At 38.3% G+C, this 25126-nt stretch carries 19 protein-coding genes, 1 tRNA gene and 2 pseudogenes; 3 read left to right on the top strand and 19 right to left on the bottom strand.

Annotation, left to right across the window (positions count from 1 at the left end; genetic code table 11):
- Window positions 1–79: 79 nt before the first annotated feature.
- From HHA42_RS06730 to xseA, 8 genes and pseudogenes are all read right to left on the bottom strand, one after another.
- Window positions 80–907 (bottom strand): annotated as a pseudogene (locus HHA42_RS06730) (HNH endonuclease signature motif containing protein); the annotation flags it as partial.
- Window positions 900–1484, bottom strand: a complete 585-nt coding sequence (locus tag HHA42_RS06725; RefSeq protein ID WP_168418093.1) for a class I SAM-dependent methyltransferase — start codon at window positions 1482–1484, stop codon at window positions 900–902. The gene HHA42_RS06725 and the pseudogene HHA42_RS06730, both read right to left, overlap by 8 nt.
- Before the next feature lie 157 nt (window positions 1485–1641).
- Complete coding sequence (locus HHA42_RS06720; protein ID WP_168525894.1) at window positions 1642–4857, bottom strand: DEAD/DEAH box helicase; 3216 nt, start codon at window positions 4855–4857, stop codon at window positions 1642–1644.
- Between the two features lie 30 nt (window positions 4858–4887).
- Complete coding sequence (locus HHA42_RS06715; protein ID WP_168525892.1) at window positions 4888–6258, bottom strand: EH signature domain-containing protein; 1371 nt, start codon at window positions 6256–6258, stop codon at window positions 4888–4890.
- 4 nt (window positions 6259–6262) lie between these two features.
- Window positions 6263–6994: a type I Zorya anti-phage system protein ZorB1 gene (gene zorB1, locus HHA42_RS06710; RefSeq protein ID WP_168525890.1), complete on the bottom strand. Its 732-nt coding sequence runs from the start codon at window positions 6992–6994 to the stop codon at window positions 6263–6265.
- Between the two features lie 18 nt (window positions 6995–7012).
- A complete protein-coding gene (zorA, locus tag HHA42_RS06705) occupies window positions 7013–9073 on the bottom strand; it encodes an anti-phage ZorAB system protein ZorA (RefSeq protein ID WP_168418089.1) in 2061 nt (686 codons plus the stop codon).
- A gap of 532 nt (window positions 9074–9605) precedes the next feature.
- Complete coding sequence (gene xseB / locus HHA42_RS06700) at window positions 9606–9800, bottom strand: exodeoxyribonuclease VII small subunit (RefSeq protein ID WP_168418088.1); 195 nt, start codon at window positions 9798–9800, stop codon at window positions 9606–9608.
- Window positions 9793–11055 carry an exodeoxyribonuclease VII large subunit gene (xseA, locus tag HHA42_RS06695; protein WP_168525888.1) on the bottom strand — a complete coding sequence of 421 codons (1263 nt, stop codon included), beginning with the start codon at window positions 11053–11055 and terminating at the stop codon, window positions 9793–9795. Before xseA ends, xseB begins: the two co-directional genes overlap by 8 nt.
- Window positions 11056–11263: 208 nt before the next feature.
- On the opposite strand from xseA, the gene umuD reads away from it, so the two are divergent.
- Window positions 11264–11836, top strand: coding sequence for a translesion error-prone DNA polymerase V autoproteolytic subunit (gene umuD, locus HHA42_RS06690; RefSeq protein WP_004757444.1), 573 nt, complete (start codon window positions 11264–11266; stop codon window positions 11834–11836).
- Window positions 11833–13131 (top strand): Y-family DNA polymerase, encoded by a 1299-nt coding sequence (locus HHA42_RS06685; RefSeq protein ID WP_168418085.1) that lies wholly within the window; start codon window positions 11833–11835, stop codon window positions 13129–13131. Before umuD ends, HHA42_RS06685 begins: the two co-directional genes overlap by 4 nt.
- A 37-nt stretch (window positions 13132–13168) precedes the next feature.
- Here the strand turns inward: HHA42_RS06685 and HHA42_RS06680 are convergent, their stop codons facing one another.
- From HHA42_RS06680 to HHA42_RS06645, 8 genes are all read right to left on the bottom strand, one after another.
- Window positions 13169–13399, bottom strand: a complete 231-nt coding sequence (locus HHA42_RS06680; protein ID WP_004757441.1) for an AlpA family phage regulatory protein — start codon at window positions 13397–13399, stop codon at window positions 13169–13171.
- 94 nt (window positions 13400–13493) lie between these two features.
- A complete protein-coding gene (locus HHA42_RS06675; protein ID WP_168418084.1) occupies window positions 13494–14390 on the bottom strand; it encodes a hydrolase or metal-binding protein in 897 nt (298 codons plus the stop codon).
- Between the two features lie 249 nt (window positions 14391–14639).
- On the bottom strand, window positions 14640–15734 hold the full coding sequence (locus HHA42_RS06670; protein ID WP_168525886.1) for a lambda-exonuclease family protein: 1095 nt from the start codon (window positions 15732–15734) through the stop codon (window positions 14640–14642).
- Window positions 15735–15882: 148 nt separating this feature from the next.
- Window positions 15883–16920, bottom strand: coding sequence for a DUF932 domain-containing protein (locus HHA42_RS06665; protein ID WP_168418082.1), 1038 nt, complete (start codon window positions 16918–16920; stop codon window positions 15883–15885).
- A 32-nt stretch (window positions 16921–16952) separates the two neighbouring features.
- Window positions 16953–17324: a hypothetical protein gene (locus tag HHA42_RS06660; protein ID WP_252726306.1), complete on the bottom strand. Its 372-nt coding sequence runs from the start codon at window positions 17322–17324 to the stop codon at window positions 16953–16955.
- A 20-nt stretch (window positions 17325–17344) separates the two neighbouring features.
- Entirely contained in the window at window positions 17345–17728 is a 384-nt protein-coding gene (locus HHA42_RS06655) for a hypothetical protein (protein WP_168418080.1), read from the bottom strand.
- A 184-nt stretch (window positions 17729–17912) separates the two neighbouring features.
- Window positions 17913–18860: a hypothetical protein gene (locus tag HHA42_RS06650; protein ID WP_168525884.1), complete on the bottom strand. Its 948-nt coding sequence runs from the start codon at window positions 18858–18860 to the stop codon at window positions 17913–17915.
- A 61-nt stretch (window positions 18861–18921) separates the two neighbouring features.
- A complete protein-coding gene (locus HHA42_RS06645; RefSeq protein WP_168525881.1) occupies window positions 18922–19926 on the bottom strand; it encodes an inovirus-type Gp2 protein in 1005 nt (334 codons plus the stop codon).
- A gap of 753 nt (window positions 19927–20679) precedes the next feature.
- Between HHA42_RS06645 and HHA42_RS06640 the strand changes: the two genes are divergently transcribed.
- Window positions 20680–21747 (top strand): hypothetical protein, encoded by a 1068-nt coding sequence (locus tag HHA42_RS06640; RefSeq protein WP_168525879.1) that lies wholly within the window; start codon window positions 20680–20682, stop codon window positions 21745–21747.
- A 321-nt stretch (window positions 21748–22068) separates the two neighbouring features.
- Here HHA42_RS06640 and HHA42_RS06635 read toward each other — a convergent pair.
- The 3 genes and pseudogenes from HHA42_RS06635 to HHA42_RS06625 form a co-directional block, all read right to left on the bottom strand.
- Window positions 22069–23241: pseudogene (locus tag HHA42_RS06635) on the bottom strand (tyrosine-type recombinase/integrase).
- Between the two features lie 241 nt (window positions 23242–23482).
- Entirely contained in the window at window positions 23483–24715 is a 1233-nt protein-coding gene (locus tag HHA42_RS06630) for an integrase arm-type DNA-binding domain-containing protein (RefSeq protein ID WP_168525877.1), read from the bottom strand.
- Between the two features lie 163 nt (window positions 24716–24878).
- Window positions 24879–24954: transfer RNA gene (locus tag HHA42_RS06625), tRNA-Arg, on the bottom strand.
- Window positions 24955–25126 lie beyond the last annotated feature (172 nt).

Genomic DNA, 25126 nt, shown 5'->3' with positions numbered 1-25126 from the left:
TATATTGATGTTTATAACATCATTTGAGGAGCAGAATATCACTTATAGGAGTTGTTCAAATTTACGGATCCATCTCTTAATTACTTTTCTGAGAATTACATTTGTCATCTGCCAGAACAAAGTTATGTCCAGTATCGGCAGGATATAGAGACCATGGAATAAAATGATCTACAGCATATTTTGAGTTTTTTAGGCTTTTTCCACAGTAAAAACACTGGCATTGCTGTAAATCAATTAAGAAGTCCGCGACCTGCCCCAGTTGATTGCGACTCGGGGCAAACATGAATTCATCCAAGTCAGGCAAACCATCCAGTATCACCAGATTCTGCTTATTCAGTCGGACAAAATCAATCCAGCGCTTCTGGCACAACTCTTCAATAATTTCACTAAACTGTCTCAAGCAATACATGACTTGTGGCAAAAGGGTTAATTGCTTATTTGAATATTCGAGTCGATATAAAAACTCAAAATTTTGACCATTGATGTTTTATAAATATCGTACAGGCATTTCTTTTACTGTTTTTGCCACCTCTTTCAGTAGCTTTAACCAAACAGAGGTATCCCGACGTAATAAACCAAGTGATGAATAACTTTGTCTCAGTAAAATAATTCGATTTACAATCGCTGCCTGCTTACCATTATTCTGATTCAGGATCAGCTGCCCATCTTCATGAAAGGTATAGGGTACTGCTTGCTTCCAATATAACTCTATAAATTTTTCAGCGATATCTGTGTACTCTAGAATTAAAGTACCGCCCTCATCTTCACCTTTTTCAATACTCAAACGACTCAGGCTAATTAGCAAAGCAAATTTATAGGTACTGCTAAAGCTCCCAGACTGCAAAATCAACTGAATATTCTTTAGAAATTTAAGTTGCTCTTGGGCTGTAGGAACCACGCTAAACATATTTTTTCCAAAGCAAATTGAGCCATTGCTCTTGCCGATCAGGACGCTGATCTACTGTAATCCACTGCTTTATCGAGGTGACATTATTAAATTGTCTAAGTAAGGCTTCGGCTTGGACTTCGTTCAAATCTGTAAACTCCCGACCATCCTTCTCCCGATCAGAATCTCCATATTTGAATGACAAGTAGATCACACCATTTGGTTTTAGCGCACAAAGCATTTTTTGAAGTACTTCAGTCAATCGATCTCGCTCACAGTGCAGCAATGACGCACAAGCCCAAATACCGTCATAACGCTCATCTTCGTCCAGATCATAAAAACTCTGGTGTTGTACATTAATACCAGTTAACTCATGCGCTTTTTTAACAAGTTCTTCAGAGTAGTCACACGCATCGACCTCATAACCTTTCTTTTTAAAAGCAAGGCTATCCCGCCCCGATCCACAGCCTAAATCCAATATTCTTGCTGTACTTGGCAAGTGCTCTAAAAATGGCTGATACAAAATTTCCATATCCACATTAAAAGTAGATTCCGCGAATTGGCTTGCATGTGTATTGTAGTAATCTATTGTTTTCATTACTGGCTATCCAATCTGCTTTAATATTTAGATTATTTATTTAATCATTAACCTAGATGGCTTTCTCACAAATCAACTAAACAACTTCCTTTGTAGTAAAAATCAAAAACATTAAGCCACCCATACCCCTTGCACAATTCACCATATATTCAACAGGCTAGTAATCTTGAAGACTCTCGATCAACTCTTTATTTAATTCTCTATTTGGTTGAAGCATATCATCAGCAAGAGCCCGTTTACTTGATAGAAGTCGATCCAATTTTATTTCAAATGTATCAAAATCCTTACCTGCAGAAATTGTAGGATAGTAGACAAATACGTCTTTATCTTGTCCTATACGATACGCTCTATCTGTTGCCTGATCTTCCTTTGCTGGATTCCAACTTCGTGTGTAATGTATAACATGATTAGCTTTCTGTATGTTTACACCAAAACCCACGGCAACAGTAGATAAAATAATGACATTAAAGCCAGCGGTATTCTGAAATTTATCAATTAGATTTTGACGAGATAATCCTTTTTTACTGCTAGTGCTTGAGTCACCATTGACTGTAGTAACATTCAAACCAAATCTTTCTAAAAGAATACGTTTAAGAAAAACCTGAATATCTCTAAATTCAGTAAAAATAATCACCTTTTCATTCTTTACTTTAATTTCTTCTAAAGTTTTTATTAACCAATCAACCTTAGGGGAGTCAGGAATCAAAGCATCTGGGCGAATTTGTAAAGGATGTGCACAGATCATTCTCATGCTGTGTAATGATGCCAACATTGCCCCTTGATTACCTTCTGCAGATAACTTTCTATAACGACTAATTACATCTGAATATAATTGACGCTGAAGCATTGAAATTCCGATATTTTTACAATCACTTACTTCATTTTTATTCGGTAAATCTGCTACTTCTTTCTTCATACGTCTTAAAACTTGTGGCTTTATCAACTCACGCAATTGCTCTAATAATTGGTTATCTGCATTTTCACCACGCTCAATCGGACGACGATAAGTTTTATTAAACTCACTTAACGATCCAAGTAAATTTTCCTGTATAAAATCAAACAAACACCAAAGATCTACCAATGAATTCTCTACAGGGGTTCCTGTACAAGCAATTTTAAAATCAGCTTTTTGAGCTTTGGCTGCTTTTGTCACCATAGCTGTAGGTACTTTGATTTTTTGTGCTTCGTCACAGACCATAATTGACCAATCAATTCGTGCTAAAGAGAACTCTAAATCACGCATAGTCTCATAAGTTGTCAATACAATATCTGTTTCACCCAGCCAATCTTCCTCAAGTAGATTTGTAATTCCATGACCTTCACGAAGTTGTTCAGAAATCAAATGTTTAGGAATTTTTCGATTTTTTAAATTTTCACCATACAAACTAAGAATTTTTGCAAATTTTGCACTAAAGAAACGATTTGCTTCAGCCTCCCAATTTTCCAGCAAAGATACTGGAGCGACGACCAAGACTGGTTTTTTTTCTTTTGCAGTTTCTAAATACTCACCAATAAAGCACAATAATTGCAGTGTTTTACCCAACCCCATGTCATCAGCTAAAAGACACCCACTCACATTGTCAGGTGCATATTGGTAGAGATTCTGCAACCATGAAATACCAAATTCTTGATGGAGCTTTAAACTAAATTCCTGCTTTCTAAAACTTGAAGGTAATCTTGGTGGTTGGAAGTTTACCTTATCAAAAGTTAGTAGTTCCGTTCTTTGTTTAGTGAATTCTGCTTCTTCAATATTACTGGCGATAAGCAAAGTATCTTTCTTTTTTTTCTCAAGATTTTCTTCGCGCTCTTTTTCTTGATCCACAAGACAGTTTTTATTAGAAGTGTTTAGTTGATTTAACAATTGCTTAGCTTCATCGATAGAAACTTCAGTATCGGTGTTTGGTATTACAACACAAGCTTTACCATCTTGTTCTGCCAATTGTATACGCTGTTCAAGTAATTCAAATGTTTGATCTTCAGAGTGCTCTTTTAAGAGCTGCCCTAGCTCCACCAAATGCTGTGGTAACCATGCTGACTCACCACTATCCTTTTGTACAAATCCTGGATTTAACTTTTGAGCCTCACCAATACCAATCACACGCTCACTATAATTTGATAAATCTAGTACTTGTTTAGCTTGCAATTCATCTTGGAATTTTTGAATTTTTGCTATGTCATTTTTAAGATCTTGAATTTGATGATCTAGATAGCTTGTTCTATCAATTGCATAACCAGCCCAAAGGAAAACTGGTGAAGGTCTTTCATAAGCATCTATAAAATATCTTGTTTGTTCAAGATTAACGAGCTCTAATATTATCGGTTTTTGATCACGATCTGAATTTTCATTGAGATGCAGTTGCGCTGAAATATAATGCCCTAATTCATTATAATGTTTATCTAACTGCAAACTATAACTATAAATCTCTGCTTCTTGCTTAGATTGTTCAAAACTTTCAGGAGAAAGAACATCTGAGGCATCATCCCCTAATTGCGCAAAAGGGTTATGTAAGAAAGCTTGTGCACGCTCACCTGATACGCGCCTATTTGGCATTTTTTTTATTTCATTCAGTACATTTTTTACTTGAGGATCAATAACTACATGAGCTATCCCACCATCAGGCAAACTAATACTGTATTGGTCTTGGACTTGATTATATTGATCGAATACTTGTAACCAATTTAATGGTGCCTCCTCAAAATCTGGTTGTACTTCAACAACAGACTCTGTGCTAATTATATTTTTACGCAGATTTAATTGTAATTTTTCAGGTGCAAGTACGACTGTTTTTTTCAAAAAATCATCAAGATTTGCTTGACTACGCTTAGCTAAAGTTCGTATTTGTGCCCAATATTTCTGATTTAGTTTGTAATTTTTGTCTGCTACTCGAGAAAACTCTTTTATTTTCTCTGCTAATTTCCAAGTAGTTTCATCTATTAATTGCTCTTCACCTTCAACTTCAAGTACTGCACCTACACGTTTTATCCCTTTAAGTTTAATTCCATTTTGATCTCGCCACCCATCAAGAATAATCTTAAACCCAGAATCACTTAATCCCCCCTCACTACGGAGAACTGGATACAACTTTGATTGGTGAGGTATATTTAATAAAGGAATTACATTTGTATGATCAGGGTCTTGTTTAAGTTGAAAAAAATCCTCCCAAGGCAACACATACTGCTCATCAATTCGATAAGCGATATCTTCTTCCGCTAGGCTTTGCCAATAAAAGTCTGCATCATTTTTAGCGTTTTGTTGATAAGTGTAGAGCAATCCAACTTCATCATATTGTAAAGAAGTTATTACTCTGTCCAGCAAATTCGTTTCTTTAACAGATTCAGTATCTTTTTTATTTTTCCAAAATGCTAATTTCATGCTTAACCTATCAATCAAATACTCAAAAAATTATCTCTTAGCAAAGATACCGAGTCTTGCTAAGGCATTATCAAATCGAGGTTGCCAATTCCCATTTCTGGTTTGACGATCAATACAGATTTCCTGATTTCTAAGAGTCTTAATATCAATTTTTCCAATATAGTCTTTGTAAGGAAGACGATTATAAAAATAACAAGCATTCCCCGTTTCAGAAAAATCAACAATATAAACATTTCCTATTTTCAATAAAAAAGCATTATTTGTAGACGTTGTAGAGCCCGCCAATTCTTTAATCCTCCCCCTATTCATTTTTCTAAATTTTAGATGCTCATCTCTTTTAGAATTTAATGCATTTGAACCTAAAAATATCTGCGAGAAGGTAATTTGATCTATGAAGCGCATCCAATAATTGAATCGTTGTATGTCTGCATTCTGATTAAATAATTTAAAGAAAGCTTCTAAATCCGCTTTTACAAACCACTGAATCACCATCTTTTTAGTATCAACATTTACATTAACCCATCCAGATGATGCTTCATATTGAGGGTTACCCCATTGATCTAGAGCCAAATGTTTAAGTACCTCATGAACTTTTTCTCGTTGAGAAGTACGAGCATAACGCTCCAAAAGTGCGACTAAAATATCAGTTGTATATAACTTATTTTTTTCAAGTAACAGCAAAAATCTTGGAATAATCTTAAAATACTCATCTTCTTTCATATTTTTAATAGACTTAATTGAAGAACGTATTAGATCATCCCAAAACCAACTACTAGCCGATATTCTTAAACTTTCCAACTCTGCAGAAATTCTATTTTGATCATTATCTTGTAAAAAATCACGTACAAATTTCTTTGTAGGTTGATCAGATAGTATCTCTGCATGATCGACCAGTGTGGTCATCCATGGTTTTGGTTTTCGTAAGTCCATAAACAGCTTAGATTTATTTTGACTAAGAATATTTCTTAATAGAACCCATGTAGAGGGAATCTTATCCACCTCTTTTTTTTCAAAAGAAAAGTATGTGTAAAGTAATGGAAAATAAACCAAACGCAACAAATCAAAATTAGCTTTTGAAAAATAATTTATTATTTCTTTTCCCAACTGGGTAAATAACATTTTTTCATTTTCACTGGGTAGTTTTTTGCCTAAAGCCCAAGCTAAATTTTTTAAATCTCTTCTGGTCAAATCCCCAAATCCATTTTTTTTCAAACGATTAATGGTTTTAAATATTTTTTCATCCAATGGCTGAGTATTTTCAGAATCATCAAATTTTTTTTCTATAACAGTAAGTGTTTTCATTAAACGCTGAGGTCTAACAAATTTATTATGTATCAGATTTGGTTCAGAAATCTGACTTATTTTCTCTTGCAAACGCTGTTTTAGATCAACAATGGTCATGGTATCACCTTGCTAATTGACACGTTTCGATTGGTGCTGACACAAAATGTGGTTGAGGGTCGGCATTGTCTTTTTCTTTTAATCCATAGAACTGCATGCGAAGTTCAACACGACGTGAAGCTTCTTTGCTATCTTTCGCTGAGTTAAAAGAAACTCCTCCAGCTAAGAACAATTGCTTAACCTGATTCTTTTGTGTGTCAGTCAAGCTTAGCCCCTGACTAAATTTTGGATCAAGTAAACTGCACATCACCCATTCAGAACGACGTAAGCTTAAATTTAAGTTATAGAGATAAGAACCATCCGTATCTGTGAAACCCTCGATAACAATTTGCTTAAACCATTTTTTTCCGTTTTCACTATTTGCAGCATCCAACACAATTGGCACTAGGTTATTCAATGCTTCCACCCCTGCAGCATTCAACCTATAGTCATTATGACCAAAGCGACCTGCCTCACCAAAGTGAATACGATTATCTTTGCAATCGACTGTAATAATCTTGTTTTTTAAAGCTGCATCATTTTGGATGCTAGTACATATATCCAAAATCTCTGAACTTCTTTCTTTCTCTGCTTGCGTTGCTTCATTGATTTTTTTAGTCACCACCATCAATGAAACAGCCATCACGACTAGAAACAAAGTCATAAGTGCTGTCATTAAATCTGCAAAAGATATCCAGAAGGGCTTTTCACCCTCATCTTTCAAACTTGGTTTTTTAGAGTACCTATTACCCAACATTAATCATGCACTCCAAAATTAATTTTTCTTTTTATGTACAAGATCTTCCAGATCTTCAACAAACACGCTTAGGCCATCTACCCCAGTAGCAAGACGTTTTACAGCTTGATCTAATGTATTATCAAAAGCACCCAATGAATGATTTAAGCTTGTTTCAACAGAGGCACCAAAACTTTCAAAGCTTTTCACTAATACATCACTGACCTGTTCAAGATAATCCTGCATTTCTTTCTTAACTTGGTTAAGTGCAACAGTCATCTGATTCATATCTTTAAGCATTTCTGTACTCATACCTGCCTCAGATTTAGCTTTTTTAATTAAGTCATCTAAGGTAGTGATCGCCTGCTTAACACTTTCTTGTGAGTTTTTATAATCACTTAATAAAGTAATTAAGTTACTGCTCGCAGTAGTTAAATGTGTAGAAGTTGTACTAACCTCCCCAATTAAACGTGAGGTTTTATCAGTCACAGTAATTAATGATTCACCAGCTGTATTAAACTTGTCTGAGGCTAAACGTATTTTTTCAGCACCATTGTTCATACCAGTAATACTTTCTGTCGTTACTTGAACAATTTTTTGAATATTTTCTTTATATGCTTGGACAGCATCCTGACTATGAGCAATAAGATCTTTAATCTCTGCACCAAGGTTATCAATCAAAATAGACGATTGTTCATGAAGTTTTTGTTGATTTTCTATAGCAATACGATCTTGTTCCATGCGTTGCTTAGCAACATCTGACATTAATTCAGACATAGTACTACCAAGTCCCATCATCAACTCAGATACTTTACCGTTTAACTGTTCAATAGCCTGTTGACCCTGTTCTCCAATTTTTACAGTACTCTGAGATAAGTACTCAACCATTGAGTTCATCTGGTCAGACATTAGGTTTTGTTTTTCTTGAATTTCCTCGATCATTTTCGACATCTGAGTTTCTAAAGTTTTGGTCGAAGCTTCACTGTTCGTCTTCATTTCTGTCAACAATTGAGAAAACCCAAGTTGCATTTCTCTCATTGCAGACACAGACTGAGTCATCATCTCACTCATACCTGTCATTTGACTGCCAAATGTTGACTCTAATTTACTCATAAATGCGGTCAGTACATCGGTTATAAGCTCTTGCACTGCAGAGCCTTGATCACCACTAACTTGCTGAACACTCGCCGCAATTTTATCTAACGGAGCTTGTAAGGTATCGGTAATAGATTGCCCAATTTGTGTCGCCATATCTTGGCTTGATTTTGTATAACTTTCACTTAATTGTGCAGCAAATGCTATTTGATTCTTCTTGTTCTCTTCTACCAAATTAGTCATCATTGCCTTTAAGTCATTCACAAGGCTATCTTTTAACTGACGTGCATTTGTTTCATTTGCTTCTGAAGACCTTAAGAGCTTAGCTAGATATTCTTCACCAGTAGCATCGGTTTCAAAAATTTGATCTATTTCAGTGGTTAAAGTTTCAAGACTTTCATAACACTTTCTTAACCAAGATTTTTCTCTCCAAGTAATAATCATCGCTGTTGCAATCGCTAAACCTGAAGCCATAAATGCTTCACTCACACCAGCCAATAACAGCCCCAAACTATCTTGAACTTTTGCTGGATCACCTGCTGGGTCAAATGCTAACAAACCAAATAAAAGACCAGCAAATGTGGCGATGATACCAACACCTGTGATAATTCCTGGTAAGTGCTTATAAAATTCAACTTTTAAAGGGGTATCAACAATAACTGTTTGAGAAAAGAAAACATCACTAGAAGCTGTAGCTCGAGAAGATACCAATAAATCTTCGCCATCTACTATTTCATAAACATCATGAAAAGAGTTCTTATAATTTAACCAAGCATGTTGTAGAGGAGTATCATGCTCAAACTCAGAGTCTAAGGTATTTTTATTTAAGCCCCCTCCTTTTTTAGCACCTTTTAATGCCTCAATTATCTGCAACAGTTTATTATTTAATTTTTTTGCAGGTTGGATATACTTTGTGAAGAATCTAAATCCAATCCACGAGACAAAAAAAAGCATTAATACTGGAATAATAAAATAATTTTGTAGAAACTCAGCAAAAGCCAACATCTCTGATCCCCTAAATAACTTAACTCTATAAATCCGAAAACTATCGATCACTTAACATGTCAGAAAATCACCTAAACAAACGCACATAAATTCTCTTGGGATGGCTAAGATAATAGTCGACTCATTTGCTTATGTTGGACTGCATTGCTAAATATGGTACTTTAAGTTTAATCTATGATACTGATAATTTTCGAACTTTTGGAAAATATGGTTTAAATTTAAAAGATATTTTTAAATTTTCAATAAGCATAAAAGCTCAAAACGTCACAAAACGTCGCTCTATCAAATAATTTTTAACAAACTTTTTGCTCTCTAGGTATTTCAATCTCAACTTTCAACAAGTCGACACGCCAACTTATACTCGGCTTTCCTACTTAAACTAGCCTTATTACACAAAGATTGAAAAAATTACAGTATTCAAAAGTGGCTTCAAATTTATGATCAACTTGCGCACCATGCATTCAAACACTGAACATCGTAAATTTGATTTTGAGGCTTAAAAATATTTAAGCCCCCTGCTACATATATCCATTTACTCTTTAAAAGTATCATTCAATGCCTGTTGAACAGCATCAATACGAGACTTGCAAGCTTTATAGGCACTCATTGATTCTTCAACAATTGCCATTAGATTATCAATATCTGGTTCTTCCTGTGATTCGAGTTTTTCTGCATTTTTTTTCAGAATCTCATAACCTTGCTTAAAACTTAATTCTTCATTATTCATGTGCTATTACCTCTGTCACGGTGGCATGAATGATGCCATCTTGTAGTTCAATCTGAAGTTGCGGGTCAATTATCTTTTGAATTGAACGGATCGCTTTCCCTCGGCTACGAATAATGGCATAGCCTTTAGCCATGACATTTCGTGGATTCTGTAGCAGGGTTTCTCGTATCAGTGATTCTGTACGCTGCGAAGCCTGTTTAATTTGCAGTTGTGCAAGATATTGGGTGTCACTTTTTAGGTGATCAACACTACGTTGAGCCTCATTGATTTGGTTTTGTGCCATGGTTTTGATGGTTTTAAGACACTGATCATTCTGACTCTGATAAGCGGTCAATTGATGCTGTGATAACAGTTTAATCGTTTGTAAAGCCGTACTAGCTTCATTGACTCGTTCCACAATCAGGTTGCGGATTCCTGCAATCACCTTACTTGGCGTATCAAAAGATCGGTGAGCGATTTCATCCAAAATGGTACGGTCTTTTTCATGACCAATACCCACCCAAATTGGCACAGTTCTTTTACATAGCAGTGCCGCTAGATCATAGTCATTCAGGTAGGCCAAATCATTCACTGCTCCCCCACCACGTATAATCACAATCAAATCTGGAGCAATTGAATAGTCGGCAGCCCATTGTTTTAATGCAGTACTCAATGCTTGTATGATGCTAATCGGCGCCGTATTGCCCTGAAAAGTCGCTGCATGATAAACAAAATAACAGACACCAGTTTGTTCCAAGGCATCAGCATCTTTTCTAAAATCACCCAAACCTGCTGCGTTTTCTGGTGCGATGACCAAAACATTTTGAACATCAAAAGGTGTTGGCAGCTGTTTATTATTAGTGAGTAAACCTTCTTGAGTCAGTCGCTGAATGATTTGCTGATAGCGTTTGGCAATATCACCTAAAGTAAAACTGGAATCAATGTCTTCGACATTAATAGAAAAACCGTACTGAGGATCAAATCTCGCTTTAACCTTAATCAGAACATTTAGATCTTTAGCCAGCTCAATACCACTTTCTCGTTCGAACTTTAAAACAATCTTTTGTGCCGTGAATTTCCAAATGGTGCCTTTACAGCTAGCAATCACCTTATGGGTTTCTTCATCTTTCTCAGCCAATTCAAGATAGTAATGACCACCTTTAATACTTAAATTACGAATCTCAGCTTTAACCCACACTGCTTCACTGAAAGTGAGCTGAACGACTTCCTGCACACTGGCAAGGTATTCACTAAGGCTTAGTTGGGTCTCTGACATAAATGAATAAATAGAATGAGTTTAATCGATAGTACAAAACAACCCTGTAGATCACAATACAAAAACCACCAACTGAACTACCACCTCTCTCCCTGAACAGCTGAGTGATCCCATCGCTGAATAAATTTAGAGAACGACTCATATTGTTTTTATATTTTGAGTTTTCTATAATCCCAATTATGTTACATAATCAAGATTGATAATAAAAATGACGCAAAATAAGCATGGTGGTGCACGCAAAGGTTCTGGCCGTCCTTTTGTCTATAACGAACCGACCAAGGTCATTCGAGTGCCAGAGTCTCGTGTATTGGAAATCAAACAATACCTGAAGAAAAATGACACTCCAAAGTTTAACGATATTTCCTCTATTACATTGCTTGAGACAAAAACACATTATGAGATTCCTGTTGCTTTGCAAAAAGTGGCTGCAGGCTTCCCTTCCCCTGCTCAGGACTATATCGATAAGACCCTTGATCTAAACGAGTTTCTTATTCAAAACCAACAGGCCACCTTTATTGTTGAAGTGGAATCCTTATCCATGCGTGATGCAGGGATTGATCTGAATGACAAGCTAATCGTTGACCGTAGTATTGAAGCCAAGCATGGGGATATTGTTCTGGCATTGATTGACAATGATTTTACGATCAAACGCTTGATGATTGAGGGTAATCAATGCTGGTTGCAGGCAGCCAATCCTGATTTTGCTGATATCCATTTAAAAGATAATCAAACCATGCTGATTTGGGGTGTGGTTACCAGTGTGATCAAGAAGTTCAGATGAGCAGTTACGAGCGGATTTATGCCCTGATTGATATTAACAACTGTTATGTCAGTTGTGAGCGGGTATTTAATCCCAGTCTAAACAATAAACCTGTGATTGTGCTCAGCAATAACGATGGCTGTGCTGTGGCAAGAAGTAATGAAGCCAAAGCGCTGGGCATCAAAATGGGCGTTCCCCTCTTTCAAATACAAGATATTGTTCAGCAACATCAGGTCGTGGTGTTATCCAGTAACTATGCTTTATATGCTGAAATGTCCAAGCGTTTTCATTCAATTTTGGCTAGTTTTGTTGCGCCACATGAACAGGAAATCTATTCAATTGATGAGTGTTTTTTAGACCTGACCAGTTATGCACAAAATTTTGACTTAACTCAGTATGCGCATCACATGAAACAACGATTGTTGGATTGGATTGGCTTACCCGTCTCGATTGGTATCGGGCGTAGTAAAACTGAAGCCAAAATGGCCAACCATCTTGCCAAAAAAAGACAGGGTTTCAAGGGTGTGTGTAACTTACTCATTATGGATTTCCTAGATCAGGAAATGCTTTATTCAGACATTGAGGTCGGTGAAGTTTGGGGCGTTGGTCGTAAGTTAGTTAAAAAACTAAATGCCATGGGAATCTCTTCAGTGCTGGATTTAGTGATGCAAGATGCACATCGCATGGCGAGTCTTTTTTCTGTGGTAATGCAAAGAACAGTATTGGAGCTGCAAGGTGTTTCTTGTATGCAGTTAGATGATGCCCCTCCCCCCAAACAGCAAATCATAGCAAGTCGTTCATTTGGTGAAAAAGTTACCGAGCTAGATGATCTCAAAGAGGCTATGGGCAAATATGTACAGGATGCGGTCATACGTTTACGAGCAGACGCTTCCTTATGTGGATGTGTCATTGCTTTTGTGCAATCGAATCCTTTTGATTCAAAGGCTCCCTATTACAGTAAGTCATTAGCTTTTGAGTTTCCTGAACCGACGGATTGTGTTTTGGATCTGATTAAAACAGCCATGCAACTGCTGGAACACATTTATAAATCTGACGTGAAATATAAAAAGTGTGGTGTAATTCTGACGGATTTAATTGCTAAGCAGCGCTTTACTCCTGATCTGCTGACCGACCATAGCCAGCGTGAAAATAATGAAAACCTCATGCAAACTTTAGAAGCGCTACAGGCGAGATATGGGAAAACTAAATTAGCCGTTGGCAGCTGCTACTTACCACAGCGAAAATGGTCGATGAACCGTACTCATCTGACCCAGAACTATTTCAGTTGGCAAGGATTACTAAAAATTGGTAATTAAAAAAAACTAAAAAAAATAAGGGAGCTGAAGCTCCCATTTATTCTCGACTCGCAAGTTTGGCCTCAATCCACTGATTGATTTCCCAAGCTGACCAGCCAATACGATTTTGTGTAATTTTCACTTTCTTTGGAAAAGTTGGGTCATAATACGGTGAGTTTTCATCCATCATTTCATAGATGGTTGATCGCCCTACACCCGTAAACTCAACAACTTGTTTGATACTAATCAATTGATTCATTTGAAAGGTTTGTCCAACAAATGCATTCATGACATGTTCTCCTAAGATTATTTAAGCGAGCTGTCTTCCACTCAAATAATCAGGACGTTCCGTAAAAAAATAATTCGAAGACGTCCAAACAGATCTAATTCACCGCCTGCACACTCTGCTTCAAACCTTGCTGAATCTCTTGCACGTAACCCAATTGCGCTGAATGCTCTGTATCTACAGCACTGTCATTGTTTGGATAAAACTCTTCCAGTAATTCCATCCCCTCCTCTGCATGCACCTCAAACTTGGCATTGGCAAAACCCTGCCGTGCAATCTGATCCAATGCTGCCTGATCAAACCCCGCCTGCTTACCTTGTTGGTCAATCTCCTTGGCCGTCTGAATCGCTGTTTGCAAATCCACTCCCTCACGTAAAGTTAAATCCACGTAATACACGGGCTGACGATAGCTTTGGGTGGTACTTTTCCCACGCAACGTGAGCTGCAACGGCAAACACGACAACAAACCACCTGATGCCGCATGGTAGTAATTCAAACGTGCTGCCAAAGTGCGAATGCTGTTAAAGCCTGTAGTTCTGAAAATAAATGTTCCAAACTCATCGGCTTCGCCTAAATTGACATGCAGGCGTCCATAAGGCTTACAGTGCCCGCCTTGTCCAAGTGGGCATAACTCGGGTGATGGACAAGGATGCTGCTCTACACCTTGCGATGTCATGCGTTGGCAAGTCTGACCATTCCCCACACAAATCGGGCGACCTGTCTGTCGGTCAAACAAGCTGTACTCCGCACGTAAGTTCAATTCAGGGTCATTGAAAATCATACGTACAGGGATGCTGCGCAACTTTTGATTTGGTGCTTGGCTACGCAATTGCTCATCTAAGGGATGTTTGACCCAACCCTCCTTGCCCTGTATTTGACTGGTAATGGTGAATTGATCGTCTTTTTCTGGCAGACGCTTGCCATTCTTTTCTACTACACGACCAATACTGATCCGTCCCAAGATGGGCGGTGTGATTGCTAGACCTTTAATCATGGTTTATTCCTCTATTCATTTTTTACAACACAATAAAATTCTTTGAGCACTCATACCTATGCCAGACCAATCTCAACTCACTATAAAAACAATGATCTCTGATTGAATGGTAGGTCGTTGACGGGTGCTTCTATGATTCAATCAAGCAGAGCTGTCCAAATGCCCCTTCCTCCTTTTTAGGAGGAGGGGGCGGAATGGGCGGCTTTGCTGTTTTTTCGGGATAAGGGGTTTTAAGTCGAGACTATGGATTTAGGCCTCAGCATAAATATTGAAACGACGACTGCCAGCTTTCTGCAGTGGGTACTGTTGGATGAGTTCAGGTTGATGCTGAAGTAAGGACTTGGTGTCTAGGCTGATACTGTCCTTGCTTTTCTTCCATGTCACCGAACCTTGCTGAAATACAGCACGTTCATGTTCCTGCATCAGTGCCTGAACACGATGTTTAAGTAGGTCAAACTGACTTTGGTGCTGTTCAATCTGTTGTTTCTCCTGTATCAGCTGATTAAACAGTTCATTGGCTAGTTCCACCTCCGTTAGATCAACACAGCTCAGAGGGGTATGTTCAGGATAGAGCTGTTGTAAAGCTTTGGCAGCTGACTCACTGGCATCCACTGCTGGCGGAACGTCATTTTCAACACATTCCCAAAACAGCCGTTCTGCCTGAATGATTTGTTCAATCAAGGCTTCGTTACGACTGACTTTGTAGATTTTGGTTTCCTGTCCACACAGCAACACACAAATATGTGCCGCTTGCTTACCTGTCACCGCCAGTTGATGTTGTACCTGACACAACACGTATAACGGCACACCTTCTCGCCACAGTTTGGCGCCATATTCCCCTGCAGTTTTACATTCCAGTATTTGCACGTCTTCATTGCCCACCACGGCATAATCCAAGTTTGCCAACATAAAGGCTTTGTCAGGATCAGGATGCTGTAACACAGCATTGACCCGACGGACTTTATGGTTGGTGTGCATGCTGTAATATTCTGCGACCAAGGGTTCTAACTGCTTGCCCCAATATAAAGGCGCATGTCCTGAGCTTTCATCTTCTATATTTTGCTGTACCCGGCCTGTTTTGATCATCCACAGTTCTAGCATCGACATATAAGGATTCAAGCCACAGGCGGCTGCGGCATCACTGCTGCCAATCCCCTGTTTACGCACTTCAAGCCATGCCTGATAGTCCAGCTGTTTGGTGTTGATCAGACGTCTGGCATTTAAGCTACGTTTTGAAGGGCCTTGTGGTGGATTTAGCTGTCCTGAATCAGCGACAGCAGTTGGATTAGTTGTGATTAAAGTGGTGGGATTTACTGTTGGTATTGTGGTTATGTTTTGGTTCATGTGCTGTTCCTCATCTCAATAGGTTCTAAAAAAACGGCATAAAAAAAGCCACATCCGAAGATGTGGCAAAGAGGGATCGTTGATTAGGAGGACACTTGATCGTACGGATCACATGCCCTGATGATAAAATCTCAAGATTAAATTCAGCTTAAACAGCTAAGTGTAAAGCTTGTTCCAATCCACGTTGTTTCAATGCTGCGCCTGCACCAAACCAAGCAGAGTCAAGGCGATGATCGGTACTCATCGCTCGACGTTCATGATCCACAAACTCGGTAATCGCACAAAGTAATCCATAAGCGGTGTCTTTGGCTGAAGATAAGTCTGCTCCACGTCCCTGCCCATTAAACATATTCATAACTTTGGTCATGGCACGTCCATTCGGTTCAGTTTTATTGGGATGTGGATTGGCTTGAGATGCAACATTACGGTAGTACTGAATAATGTTATCCTCCTGTTCCATCGCACTTAGGCTATTGTTGTTAAATACCGCATCAAAATAAGCTGCTGCTTCTTTCTGGGTGACTTTACGCTGGGTAAGTTGTTTCATTTCATACATGTGGTCGTACCATGTTTTCACTGAAATACCGAGTTGATCTTTGACCTTGTCGGCATCGAACTTGGTACTGTGCGGTACTTTGACCACACCTGCATTGGAACTCTGTCCACGCAAGGCAATCGCTAAAGTGTTGTTACACACCACACGGATATTGGTGAATTGTGCAGTGGTGGCTAAAGTGCCATCACATGCTGTTGCCAGCAGAATATAGCCATTGCTGACATCCCCACCTTTCAATTCTGCAGTTTGTCCTGTACGTGCCAAGGCCCAGAACTTTTTCCCACCTTTTAAGACACCAGCGGTTTCCAGTTCAAAGCCTGATTGTTCAGTCAGATCACGGTAGAATTCCAGAATCTCCATCGGCTGGACTTCCTGATAACGCTGACTGACCACCGATAAAGGTGCATGGGTATCTGAACGATACAGTACCCGTTGTTCTTCATAAGGCATGATGATGCTTTGCCCACGTGAGTTTTGAGCCATGTAGCTGACATTGGAGGACTCAATGCGCCAGTCCATACCTGCCTGCTTTGCCCAAACTTCAATCGGTTGGTTTTGGCTGAGTTGATTGCCCAGACCATGCCAAGGGGTTTGTCCTACAAAAGCCATTTGTTCAATTTGATGTGCCATCTTGATATTCCTTAATCTGTTTTAATCTGAATTCAGGCTGCAACACTGACAAAGCTGTTCTGACAGTCATTGCAGAGGTAGCGGTGATTTAAGGACTGGTATTTACTCAGGATTTGCTGATTGACCAGCATTAATCCCCCACCGACCACCACACCAATTAATCCACCCACGATTGGGGGGATGTCGAGCTGTCTGGAAAGCTTGACGCCCAATGCTGCCATTGCTGCAGGTGACATCGCCTCCAGTAAAACTTCGAGTTGTCCCAAGCCTGCATGCTGTGGGCTAAGAGTTACTAAGTTGTCTGAGTGACAAAATGGACAGGTAATTTGTGTCATCGGCTGACCTCCTAAAATTACGGCATAAAAAACCGCACCTGAAAAGGTACGGTCAAGAATGTTGAGCATTGTCTCATGTGTTTCAAACGCTAGAATTTATAGCTGCCAAAGCCTTTATCGGTTTCCACATCCACCTGAATCACATCCTGATAGTCGCAATTCTTTAATTCTAGACGGACAAACTGTCCCATGGATAAGCGGATTGGAAATTGTGTGCTTTGATTATGGCGGCCTCCGTAACGGCAGCCACCGTTGTTGATCTCTACATTTTGAATACTGATGTCTTCTGCTGCAGTTGAGCGCACCCGAATTACCGTCGTAAGCTGATCGCCTGACCACCAGTTACTGGTATCTTCTTCTAAGAGCTCAATATTCAGTGCATCGGAAGGCAGGCCACCGCAGCCTGTTAATCCAAGACCCAGCGTAGCGAATACCACGACAAAACACATAGATTGTTTAAACTTTATTTTCATCAGTTTTTTCCCTCAGTGAATAATTAAAAGACACATGGCAGTGCGAGACTGCCACTGCTGTGTCGTTGTTTCTGCTTATGCTTCACTGAGGTAATATGTATTTGATTTATTTTTATTCTGAGCCATTCAGCATGACCAAGAGAAAGCATAAGAACCAATCCAGCACCTCTTAGTCTATGCCCCCTTACTTATTTAGTTTTTTAATCACACTCATATTTTTGAATCCAAGGTAAGTTACACACAAAGCCTTCTTCTCATCATTCACAATACTTCCGCCCTGTGGTAATTCCAGAAGATGATTCAGCAAACAAAACTCAGCACCTGCTGTTTCAAGGCTATTCGTTTCACTCGCTTGCAATGGCAGTGCCTGAATGGGATGGTGCATCAGCAAATTAGGTTTATCCAACGAAATTCCTTTCTGTTCAGTGACGTCGCGCCAAAGCCTTGCTAGATCCAACTCGATTTGATCCACTCTAACCTGTTCAAAATAATGATGATCAAAACTCAGACATAATGTAACCACGTAACGAGGTATCCGCTCTTCACGATGTATATAACGCAACGCAAAGCAGACTTGGTAACGATACCACTCCAGGTGATCTAATCGTTTTTCAAACTGTTTTACCATCTTGCTTAATGTCTCAAGGCAAAGATACGGATTAACCACACTCTGAAAACCAAAATTAAAGCAGACATCCCTTGGATTTATGCAAATCTCATTCATGGCTTGGTATAAACGCTCAACTTTGTCTATGTTTTTGCGCTGACGTTCATTGACATGATTCATCCAATTTACAAATGTAGCTGTGTTAAAGCTGCAAAGTAATTCTTTAACAACAAGGGGCAACCGTTTTGAGTCCAGTCGATCATCTTGGTAATAGTGCCACTCGTTTTTATTAAACACTGTTAAATAAGCTTGTTTAAAGCACGTTAACCAAAAAGACAGTTCAACATTACAATCCAAATGCATCAATCGCTGGCAAGCATCGCTGTATGCCAGTAACTTTTCTGTGAATTTCTGAATACATAGCTGCTCACCATCTTGTCCACGCAAATTACGAGCTTCAATATAAAGGTTATAGATATCCGCCTCTAAACGCGGGGCAATGTCTAATTCGAGATGTATCGTCATGCTAATAGTCCTGATTCATTAGATTTCATAGAACTGTCAGCACCATATTTTTTTACTCGCTTTATAAGTCTATAAGGTCTCTATCAAACGCTGTCCATGCACCGATTGGCGCTGGATCAGACTGATCTGCCTGCTGCTCCTGAACTTGGGTTTCAGCCAGAACCCACCGTAGTTCAAGCTCACCTTTGGTAAAAGTTCGCATTTTAGGAGTTCTAATCAGCAATCGTTGAGACCATTTATCATCATGATTCAAATACTCTGCAACCGTCGACGTATTCTTACGCATATTTTGATCAGCAGAAAATATCTCACCAATTCCCAAAGTCCCCATCATTTGATACTTTTCCTTATTCTCCTTACTGTTGACGTTATAGCCCATACCAATCCCTTGAGTAATACCCTGCCAAAGCTCGATCAATTTATACCCGTAATATTCATCCCGCTGAACTTTATGTGCGTTGAAAATCAGATATAGATGAATATGAAAGCCTTTTCTGTCGCCCTGCTCTAAAGCCATCCCATAGCCCAATAGGTGCTCTACAAGCCCCTGTCTGTACTGCAGATATTTCCGTAAACTTTCTACATCCTGGCTAAAGCGATCCAAAGTCACTAGATGCTGACTCTCTTGCAGATAACTCAAATCGACCCGAATGACCAATCCGCGGCTGTAGTTAGCGAAAATTGCATTGATGTAAGAGTCAAACGCCTCACGATTATGCCGCTTTTTTTCAGTATAGCGTTTTATTTCAACCGCTAAATCATTCTCACAATGCCGCAACTGGTCTCTGAACCGATATACTTCTGCTTTGCTTAAACTATTGAAGTAGGTCTCATAATCACGGTTATGGCGCTTACGGTCGATATCCTCCACCAAACGAAGAAATGCTTGGATGTAGGTCGAGTAGACTACGCCCTCTTGTATGAAGACGTTAAATGCAGGGATCAGCTCTTTGAGCTCTGAGATAAACTGATCAGGTGGTACACCTAAATTATTACAGCGAAATACAAAGTCATCGACAGCCTTCAAGACAGAAGACTGGTTATCTAAACGAAAGTGATTAAACATTTGTAATCCTTAGCTATGAGTTCATTCATAGCTAAAGACCTAAATATAATTTTTTACTCACTCTGACTGCTGCTGTGCTTTGCTCTGAGAAGCAAACACAAGCATAAAACGATACGCTTAGTTGTTGGATCAGTAGAATAGGTAAACTGACAATCAGTCTGTTTTGAGCAGACTGATTGCCATATCTCGTTCATGAGTTCTCTACATCACCACATATAATTACTTTGATCTAGTACTGGTATTTGACCTCATCAGTAATACATAAAACTTCTTAATCTGTATTGTGTAGTAATTAGTAATAATATAAATACCTGCTTTACATCTAATCCCCAATCCTCGGTTCTGCAATAGCACGGCATACAAACATGCAAGCAAATGCGTGCGTTTCTTCGCACGCGGGTTGGCGGGAGTTATCCGCCAAAAGCTAAAAATCAAAAAAATAAATCTTCTTTCTTTTTGCACCAAAAAAATTTGATCCAACATAAAACAATTTTACCTTAAACTACAATAAAATTTTGCATCAAGTAAAATATTAATAAAAACTTTTAAAAAAATATAACCTATTGATTTTTAGTTTTTTATTAAAATTATATCTACTGTAATTCTACACAAATTCTACCAAAAAACTCTTTAAAATATAAAAAAACCTTATTAATTACTTTTTGAATTCCACTAAAAATCACTCAAAATTTATTCAAAAGAATGGTGAATTCTTTTATACTTATCATAAGTGATCTATAGAAAGGGTATAAAATGGATTTAGATTTATTTTATAAAAATTATGAGAATTATTTTAAAGATTTTGGGAATAGAGAATACGTTCTTGCTTGGTATATCTATTGCTTACATTACAAAGACGAATATTTGTCACCACAGAGCTTGGCCATACCAACTAATGAAAAGATTAAAGAAGAACTGTTTAAAGCTCTTGTAAGTGAAGGACCAAATACGGCAGCATTCGTAGAGTTGCTTCACCTATATATCAAAGATACAATCATCCCTGATGAGGAACTTGAATTTATAGAAAAAAACAATAACAGATTGATTGCCTGGCTACACGAGTATTTAAATTCACTTCTGCAAATCCCCACATCATATAGACAAATACACTTCTTGAGAGTCAATCACCCACAAGTTTATCCAAATTTTTTAAAATACAAACAACAAAAAACTGGTTTTATCACATCACCTCAATTCCCCAAATTCATTGCAAATAACCCCATCTTTCCTGGTGAGTTTTCGATAAATTGGAGCAATGGAAAACACTTTAACCTTTTATTTGGAAAGAACTTTTACGAACAGCTAATTACTAGATATGATCTCTTAGATACAACTTTTCAGGAGAAGCTCTCAAAATTAAAACATGCTAATGATTATTTTATTCGTTTCAGCGTTCCAGATAAAGAAATCTCATGGATCAGTTCAGATGATGAACTTCAATTAAAATGGGCTAAAGAGTATTTATTCAAAATTTTTCAAAACCCTTCGCTCAATTACACGCCTCCCTCAAAGAAAATCAATCTAAATCAACTCAGCTTATACGATCAGATTCTTATAGACTTAGATCATTACTCTTACTTAAATCCTGCTGTAAGAACAATATTGATCGAGAAGATGAAAAAGTCTTGGTCACAAAAAAAATATCGCCAATCAGACAAGGTAAAGAAAAATTACCACCTTCCGCTTACTAAAGACTGCAAGGACAAATTAAGTAAACTTAGTGCACTTATGAACTTAAGTGAAAATAAAGTAATTGAAAAATTAATCAATAAAGAATATGAGCTTGAAGCCACAGATGATAAAGGTCGATTTAAGTATTAAGTTACACACTCAGGACTGTTATAAGTTTTTTATGTAAGTACCTATTTTCTACATGCTCCAAGTCAGCCACTTTTAGCTGACTTGGAAAATAATATCAATTTATTCTTTATAATTTTGCATCCTTTAAAACCCAATTCAAAAGCATTGTGGAAATTTACTGCTTTCTGCATAAGCTAAAAACATCCAAGCGTTACCTCCTTCTAACCAGCCTTGACATGCAGGAGTAGACTCACCATTACAGCCACCTGCGACCCGAACTTTATTAATGATCTAGATATACAGGTATTCAAATTATGTATATCAGAACATATAAAAATATTCTTAAAAACAAAAAATCAGGGGTAAGAAAAACTTTATTACAGCCATCCATCCTTCTACCTGCTCCCCATACCACTCCATGATCCTTACGCGCTCGCCCCAGTACTGTGCTCGGTTATAGGCCGAGCGAATCCTATTCTGAGGTACATGAGCAAGCTGGCGCTCAATGGCATCTGGATTAAACAAATTCGATTCGTTTACGACTGTACTGAATAGCGATCTAAAACCATGTGTGGTCATCCGACCTGCATAGCCCGAACGCTTGATCACAGCCAAAATAGACTCGCTACGCATAGGTTCTTTGTTATTTAAACGATGTGGAAATAGCAGTTCCTGATTATGGGTAAGTCTCAAAGCCTGAAACTCGGCAATCATCATGTCCGTCAACAGTACACGATGTGGAAGACGGTTCTTCATCCGTTCTTCAGGGATATCCCACTTACGCCCTTCCAGATCAAATTCTTCCCAGCATGCTTGTAGCAACTCACTAACCCGAACACCTGTCAGCATAATCAGAATAATCGCATGATGTGTCTGAGCATCACTTGGGTATGCTCTTACCTTTCTTAAGAATTCAGGCATTTCAGAGGCGGTAAGCGAAGCCAGGTTTTTGACTCTTTTATTCTTGAGAGCATAAACCAGATCACCTGCCGGATTATCATAACGATAGCCATGTGCAATGGCGTACTTCATGACCATGCCGCAACTAGATAAGGTCCTTTTTGCAATTTCAAGCGAGCCTCTAGCTTCAATCTTCTTAATGATCTGCAGAATCTCAGGTGCCTGAATTTGATTAATACGCTTATTAGCAAGAGCAATATAAAGCTCATCCAAGGAAGCTCGAACATTACTAATATGTTTGGATGACCAGGTTTCTTCTTGATTATTGAACCAATCCTCTGCGACTTCCTTAAAATAAGGCTACTCCTGCTCGACCTCAGTTGTATTTTTGAGTTTATATCTCAGATCAAGCGCGATCTCCCTTGCACGCTTTAAACTTAGCTCAGGATAGATACCCAATGCTTTGGACTTCCTTTGTCTATTTTCCGTATATCTGAGAGACCAATATTTTTTGCCATTCGGATCGATTCGTAAAGACAGACCATTAATATCAGAAAGGCGGTACTGTTTTTCCTGGGGTAATGCTTTTTTACACAGCACATCGGTAAGCGATATATCTTTGTCCCACATAATTAAACCTATTTAGTGGGTCAAATTGGGACAATTTTGACCCTCATAAAGCAAAAATAGGGTCAAACAGCTTAGGACAGGGTCGGACAATATAGCCAATAAAAAAGCCTTTAAACATTGAGTTTAAAGGCTTTTTTAGATTCCGATGGATTCCTTCGGAAAGAATTTTGGTGGAGGTGGCGGCAACTTAACTGAAACTACAATTCGCTAATATGTATTAAATTAACTACTCTACTTTTTTATACATTAATTGATCCAAATAATCAGACCATGCTTGCATCATCACTGTACGCTCTTCTAAATACTTTGTACGGTTGTATGCTCTGCCATGCATATCACGAACCTGATGAGCAAGTTGCTGTTCAATCCTTTCGATAGGAAACTTTAATACCTCATCCAATAAAGTTCTGGCTGTAGCCCTAAAGCCATGACCTGTCGCTTCACCATTTTCAATACCATATTGCTTTAACCGCTTGTTAATAGTTGACTCACTAATCGTTTTAGACTGATCTCGCATCGATACAAAGCAATACTCGGTATAACCTGTCATCTGGTGTAATTCTTTAAATAAGGTTATTACTTGATCTGACAGAGGAACAATATGCTGTAATGCTGTCTGATTCTTCGTCTTAGGAGGAGTGTATTTCCAAACTCGATTTTCAAAATCAATGTCTGCCCACTTCGCGCCCCTCAACTCTCCTGGACGTACAAAAACATGGGGTAAAATTTTTACAGCATAATCTATCGCGATATCACCCCGACCAACACTATTATAAATATTCCTTAATAACTGTCCTAACAACTGCTCATCTGTGACCGCAGATCTATGCTTGGTTTTACCAACTTTTAAAATCCCACTGATTTGGTCTGCCACATTAAATTGGCATAAGCCTAAAGCAATCGCATAACGAAAGACTTGGGATGCTTTGCTTCTCATACGCTTTGCTGAATCTGTCTTTCCTTGCCTTTCATAAATACGACAAACTTCTAAAATTTGCGTAGGTGTGATGTCACTTATTAGCTTATCACCAATTGCCGAATACAACTTATCCCAAACAAATTGATTTCTTCTCTGGGTACTAGGCTCTAACTCCTCTGTCTTTCTATATTCATCTGCGATTAAAGCGAAAGTATTCTTACCAGATTTAATCTCTTCATCATTTTTCTTCAGAATTGCTGGATCTATATTTTGAGCAAGTAATTCTCGATATTCTGTTCTTTTTGCTCGGGCATTTAGTAATGATACCTCTGGGTATGTGCCCAAAGAAATACTATTACGCTTTTTAGTGATTGGGCGAGCGTAGTCCAATCTCCAATAGGAATTGCCATTTTTATTAATAATAAAAAATAGTCCTTTACCATCTGAAAGTTTAATTTGAACCTTGGTTGATAACTTTCTATGTGAATTTACAGCTGAACGAATCTGTGTATCTGTCAGATTTACAATTACTTTTGGCATTTTTACGGTAAGCCTTCGCAATAATTTTGAAATTACCGCAAAAATTACCGCAAAAAACTTAAATAACCTAAAACACCTTCGGACATTATCGGACAATAGAAGTACGTAAGCTATTTATTTTTAATGATTTTCGTATTTCTTCGGATGAGGTAAAACAGTGAAATGGTGCGCTCAGCGGGACTCGAACCCACGCCACAGGCTTCGGAGACCTGTACTCTATCCAGTTGAGCTATGAGCGCGCGCTGCACATCATAACAAAAAATTGCTCAAGGTAAAGCAACTATATATAAGTTGAACAATTTTATGCTTATGCTTTAAGCAATGTTCCAAAGTTGCAACATAGAATTCCATGCTGCTCACTTGGTTTATTGCGCAAGATCGCTCACAATAGTTGCTCTATTCCTCAAGTGA

The sequence above is a fragment of the Acinetobacter sp. A3 genome (assembly GCF_012371415.1).
GTDB lineage: Bacteria > Pseudomonadota > Gammaproteobacteria > Pseudomonadales > Moraxellaceae > Acinetobacter.
Note: the sequence above shows the minus strand (reverse complement) of the source record. Positions and strands in the feature narration are given on the sequence as shown.

Coding starts and splice junctions, on each gene's coding strand:
- HHA42_RS06720 (WP_168525894.1), bottom strand. CDS start 4,857: ATGAAATTAGCATTTTGGAAAAATAAAAAAGATACTGAATCTGTTAAA.
- HHA42_RS06665 (WP_168418082.1), bottom strand. CDS start 16,920: ATGGCACATCAAATTGAACAAATGGCTTTTGTAGGACAAACCCCTTGG.
- HHA42_RS06670 (WP_168525886.1), bottom strand. CDS start 15,734: ATGAACCAAAACATAACCACAATACCAACAGTAAATCCCACCACTTTA.
- HHA42_RS06715 (WP_168525892.1), bottom strand. CDS start 6,258: ATGACCATTGTTGATCTAAAACAGCGTTTGCAAGAGAAAATAAGTCAG.
- HHA42_RS06660 (WP_252726306.1), bottom strand. CDS start 17,324: ATGCTCAACATTCTTGACCGTACCTTTTCAGGTGCGGTTTTTTATGCC.
- HHA42_RS06675 (WP_168418084.1), bottom strand. CDS start 14,390: ATGATTAAAGGTCTAGCAATCACACCGCCCATCTTGGGACGGATCAGT.
- HHA42_RS06650 (WP_168525884.1), bottom strand. CDS start 18,860: ATGACGATACATCTCGAATTAGACATTGCCCCGCGTTTAGAGGCGGAT.
- zorB1 (WP_168525890.1), bottom strand. CDS start 6,994: ATGTTGGGTAATAGGTACTCTAAAAAACCAAGTTTGAAAGATGAGGGT.
- HHA42_RS06655 (WP_168418080.1), bottom strand. CDS start 17,728: ATGAAAATAAAGTTTAAACAATCTATGTGTTTTGTCGTGGTATTCGCT.
- HHA42_RS06630 (WP_168525877.1), bottom strand. CDS start 24,715: ATGCCAAAAGTAATTGTAAATCTGACAGATACACAGATTCGTTCAGCT.
- HHA42_RS06640 (WP_168525879.1), top strand. CDS start 20,680: ATGGATTTAGATTTATTTTATAAAAATTATGAGAATTATTTTAAAGAT.
- HHA42_RS06680 (WP_004757441.1), bottom strand. CDS start 13,399: ATGAATGCATTTGTTGGACAAACCTTTCAAATGAATCAATTGATTAGT.
- zorA (WP_168418089.1), bottom strand. CDS start 9,073: ATGTTGGCTTTTGCTGAGTTTCTACAAAATTATTTTATTATTCCAGTA.
- HHA42_RS06685 (WP_168418085.1), top strand. CDS start 11,833: ATGAGCAGTTACGAGCGGATTTATGCCCTGATTGATATTAACAACTGT.
- xseA (WP_168525888.1), bottom strand. CDS start 11,055: ATGTCAGAGACCCAACTAAGCCTTAGTGAATACCTTGCCAGTGTGCAG.
- xseB (WP_168418088.1), bottom strand. CDS start 9,800: ATGAATAATGAAGAATTAAGTTTTAAGCAAGGTTATGAGATTCTGAAA.
- HHA42_RS06645 (WP_168525881.1), bottom strand. CDS start 19,926: ATGTTTAATCACTTTCGTTTAGATAACCAGTCTTCTGTCTTGAAGGCT.
- umuD (WP_004757444.1), top strand. CDS start 11,264: ATGACGCAAAATAAGCATGGTGGTGCACGCAAAGGTTCTGGCCGTCCT.
- HHA42_RS06725 (WP_168418093.1), bottom strand. CDS start 1,484: ATGAAAACAATAGATTACTACAATACACATGCAAGCCAATTCGCGGAA.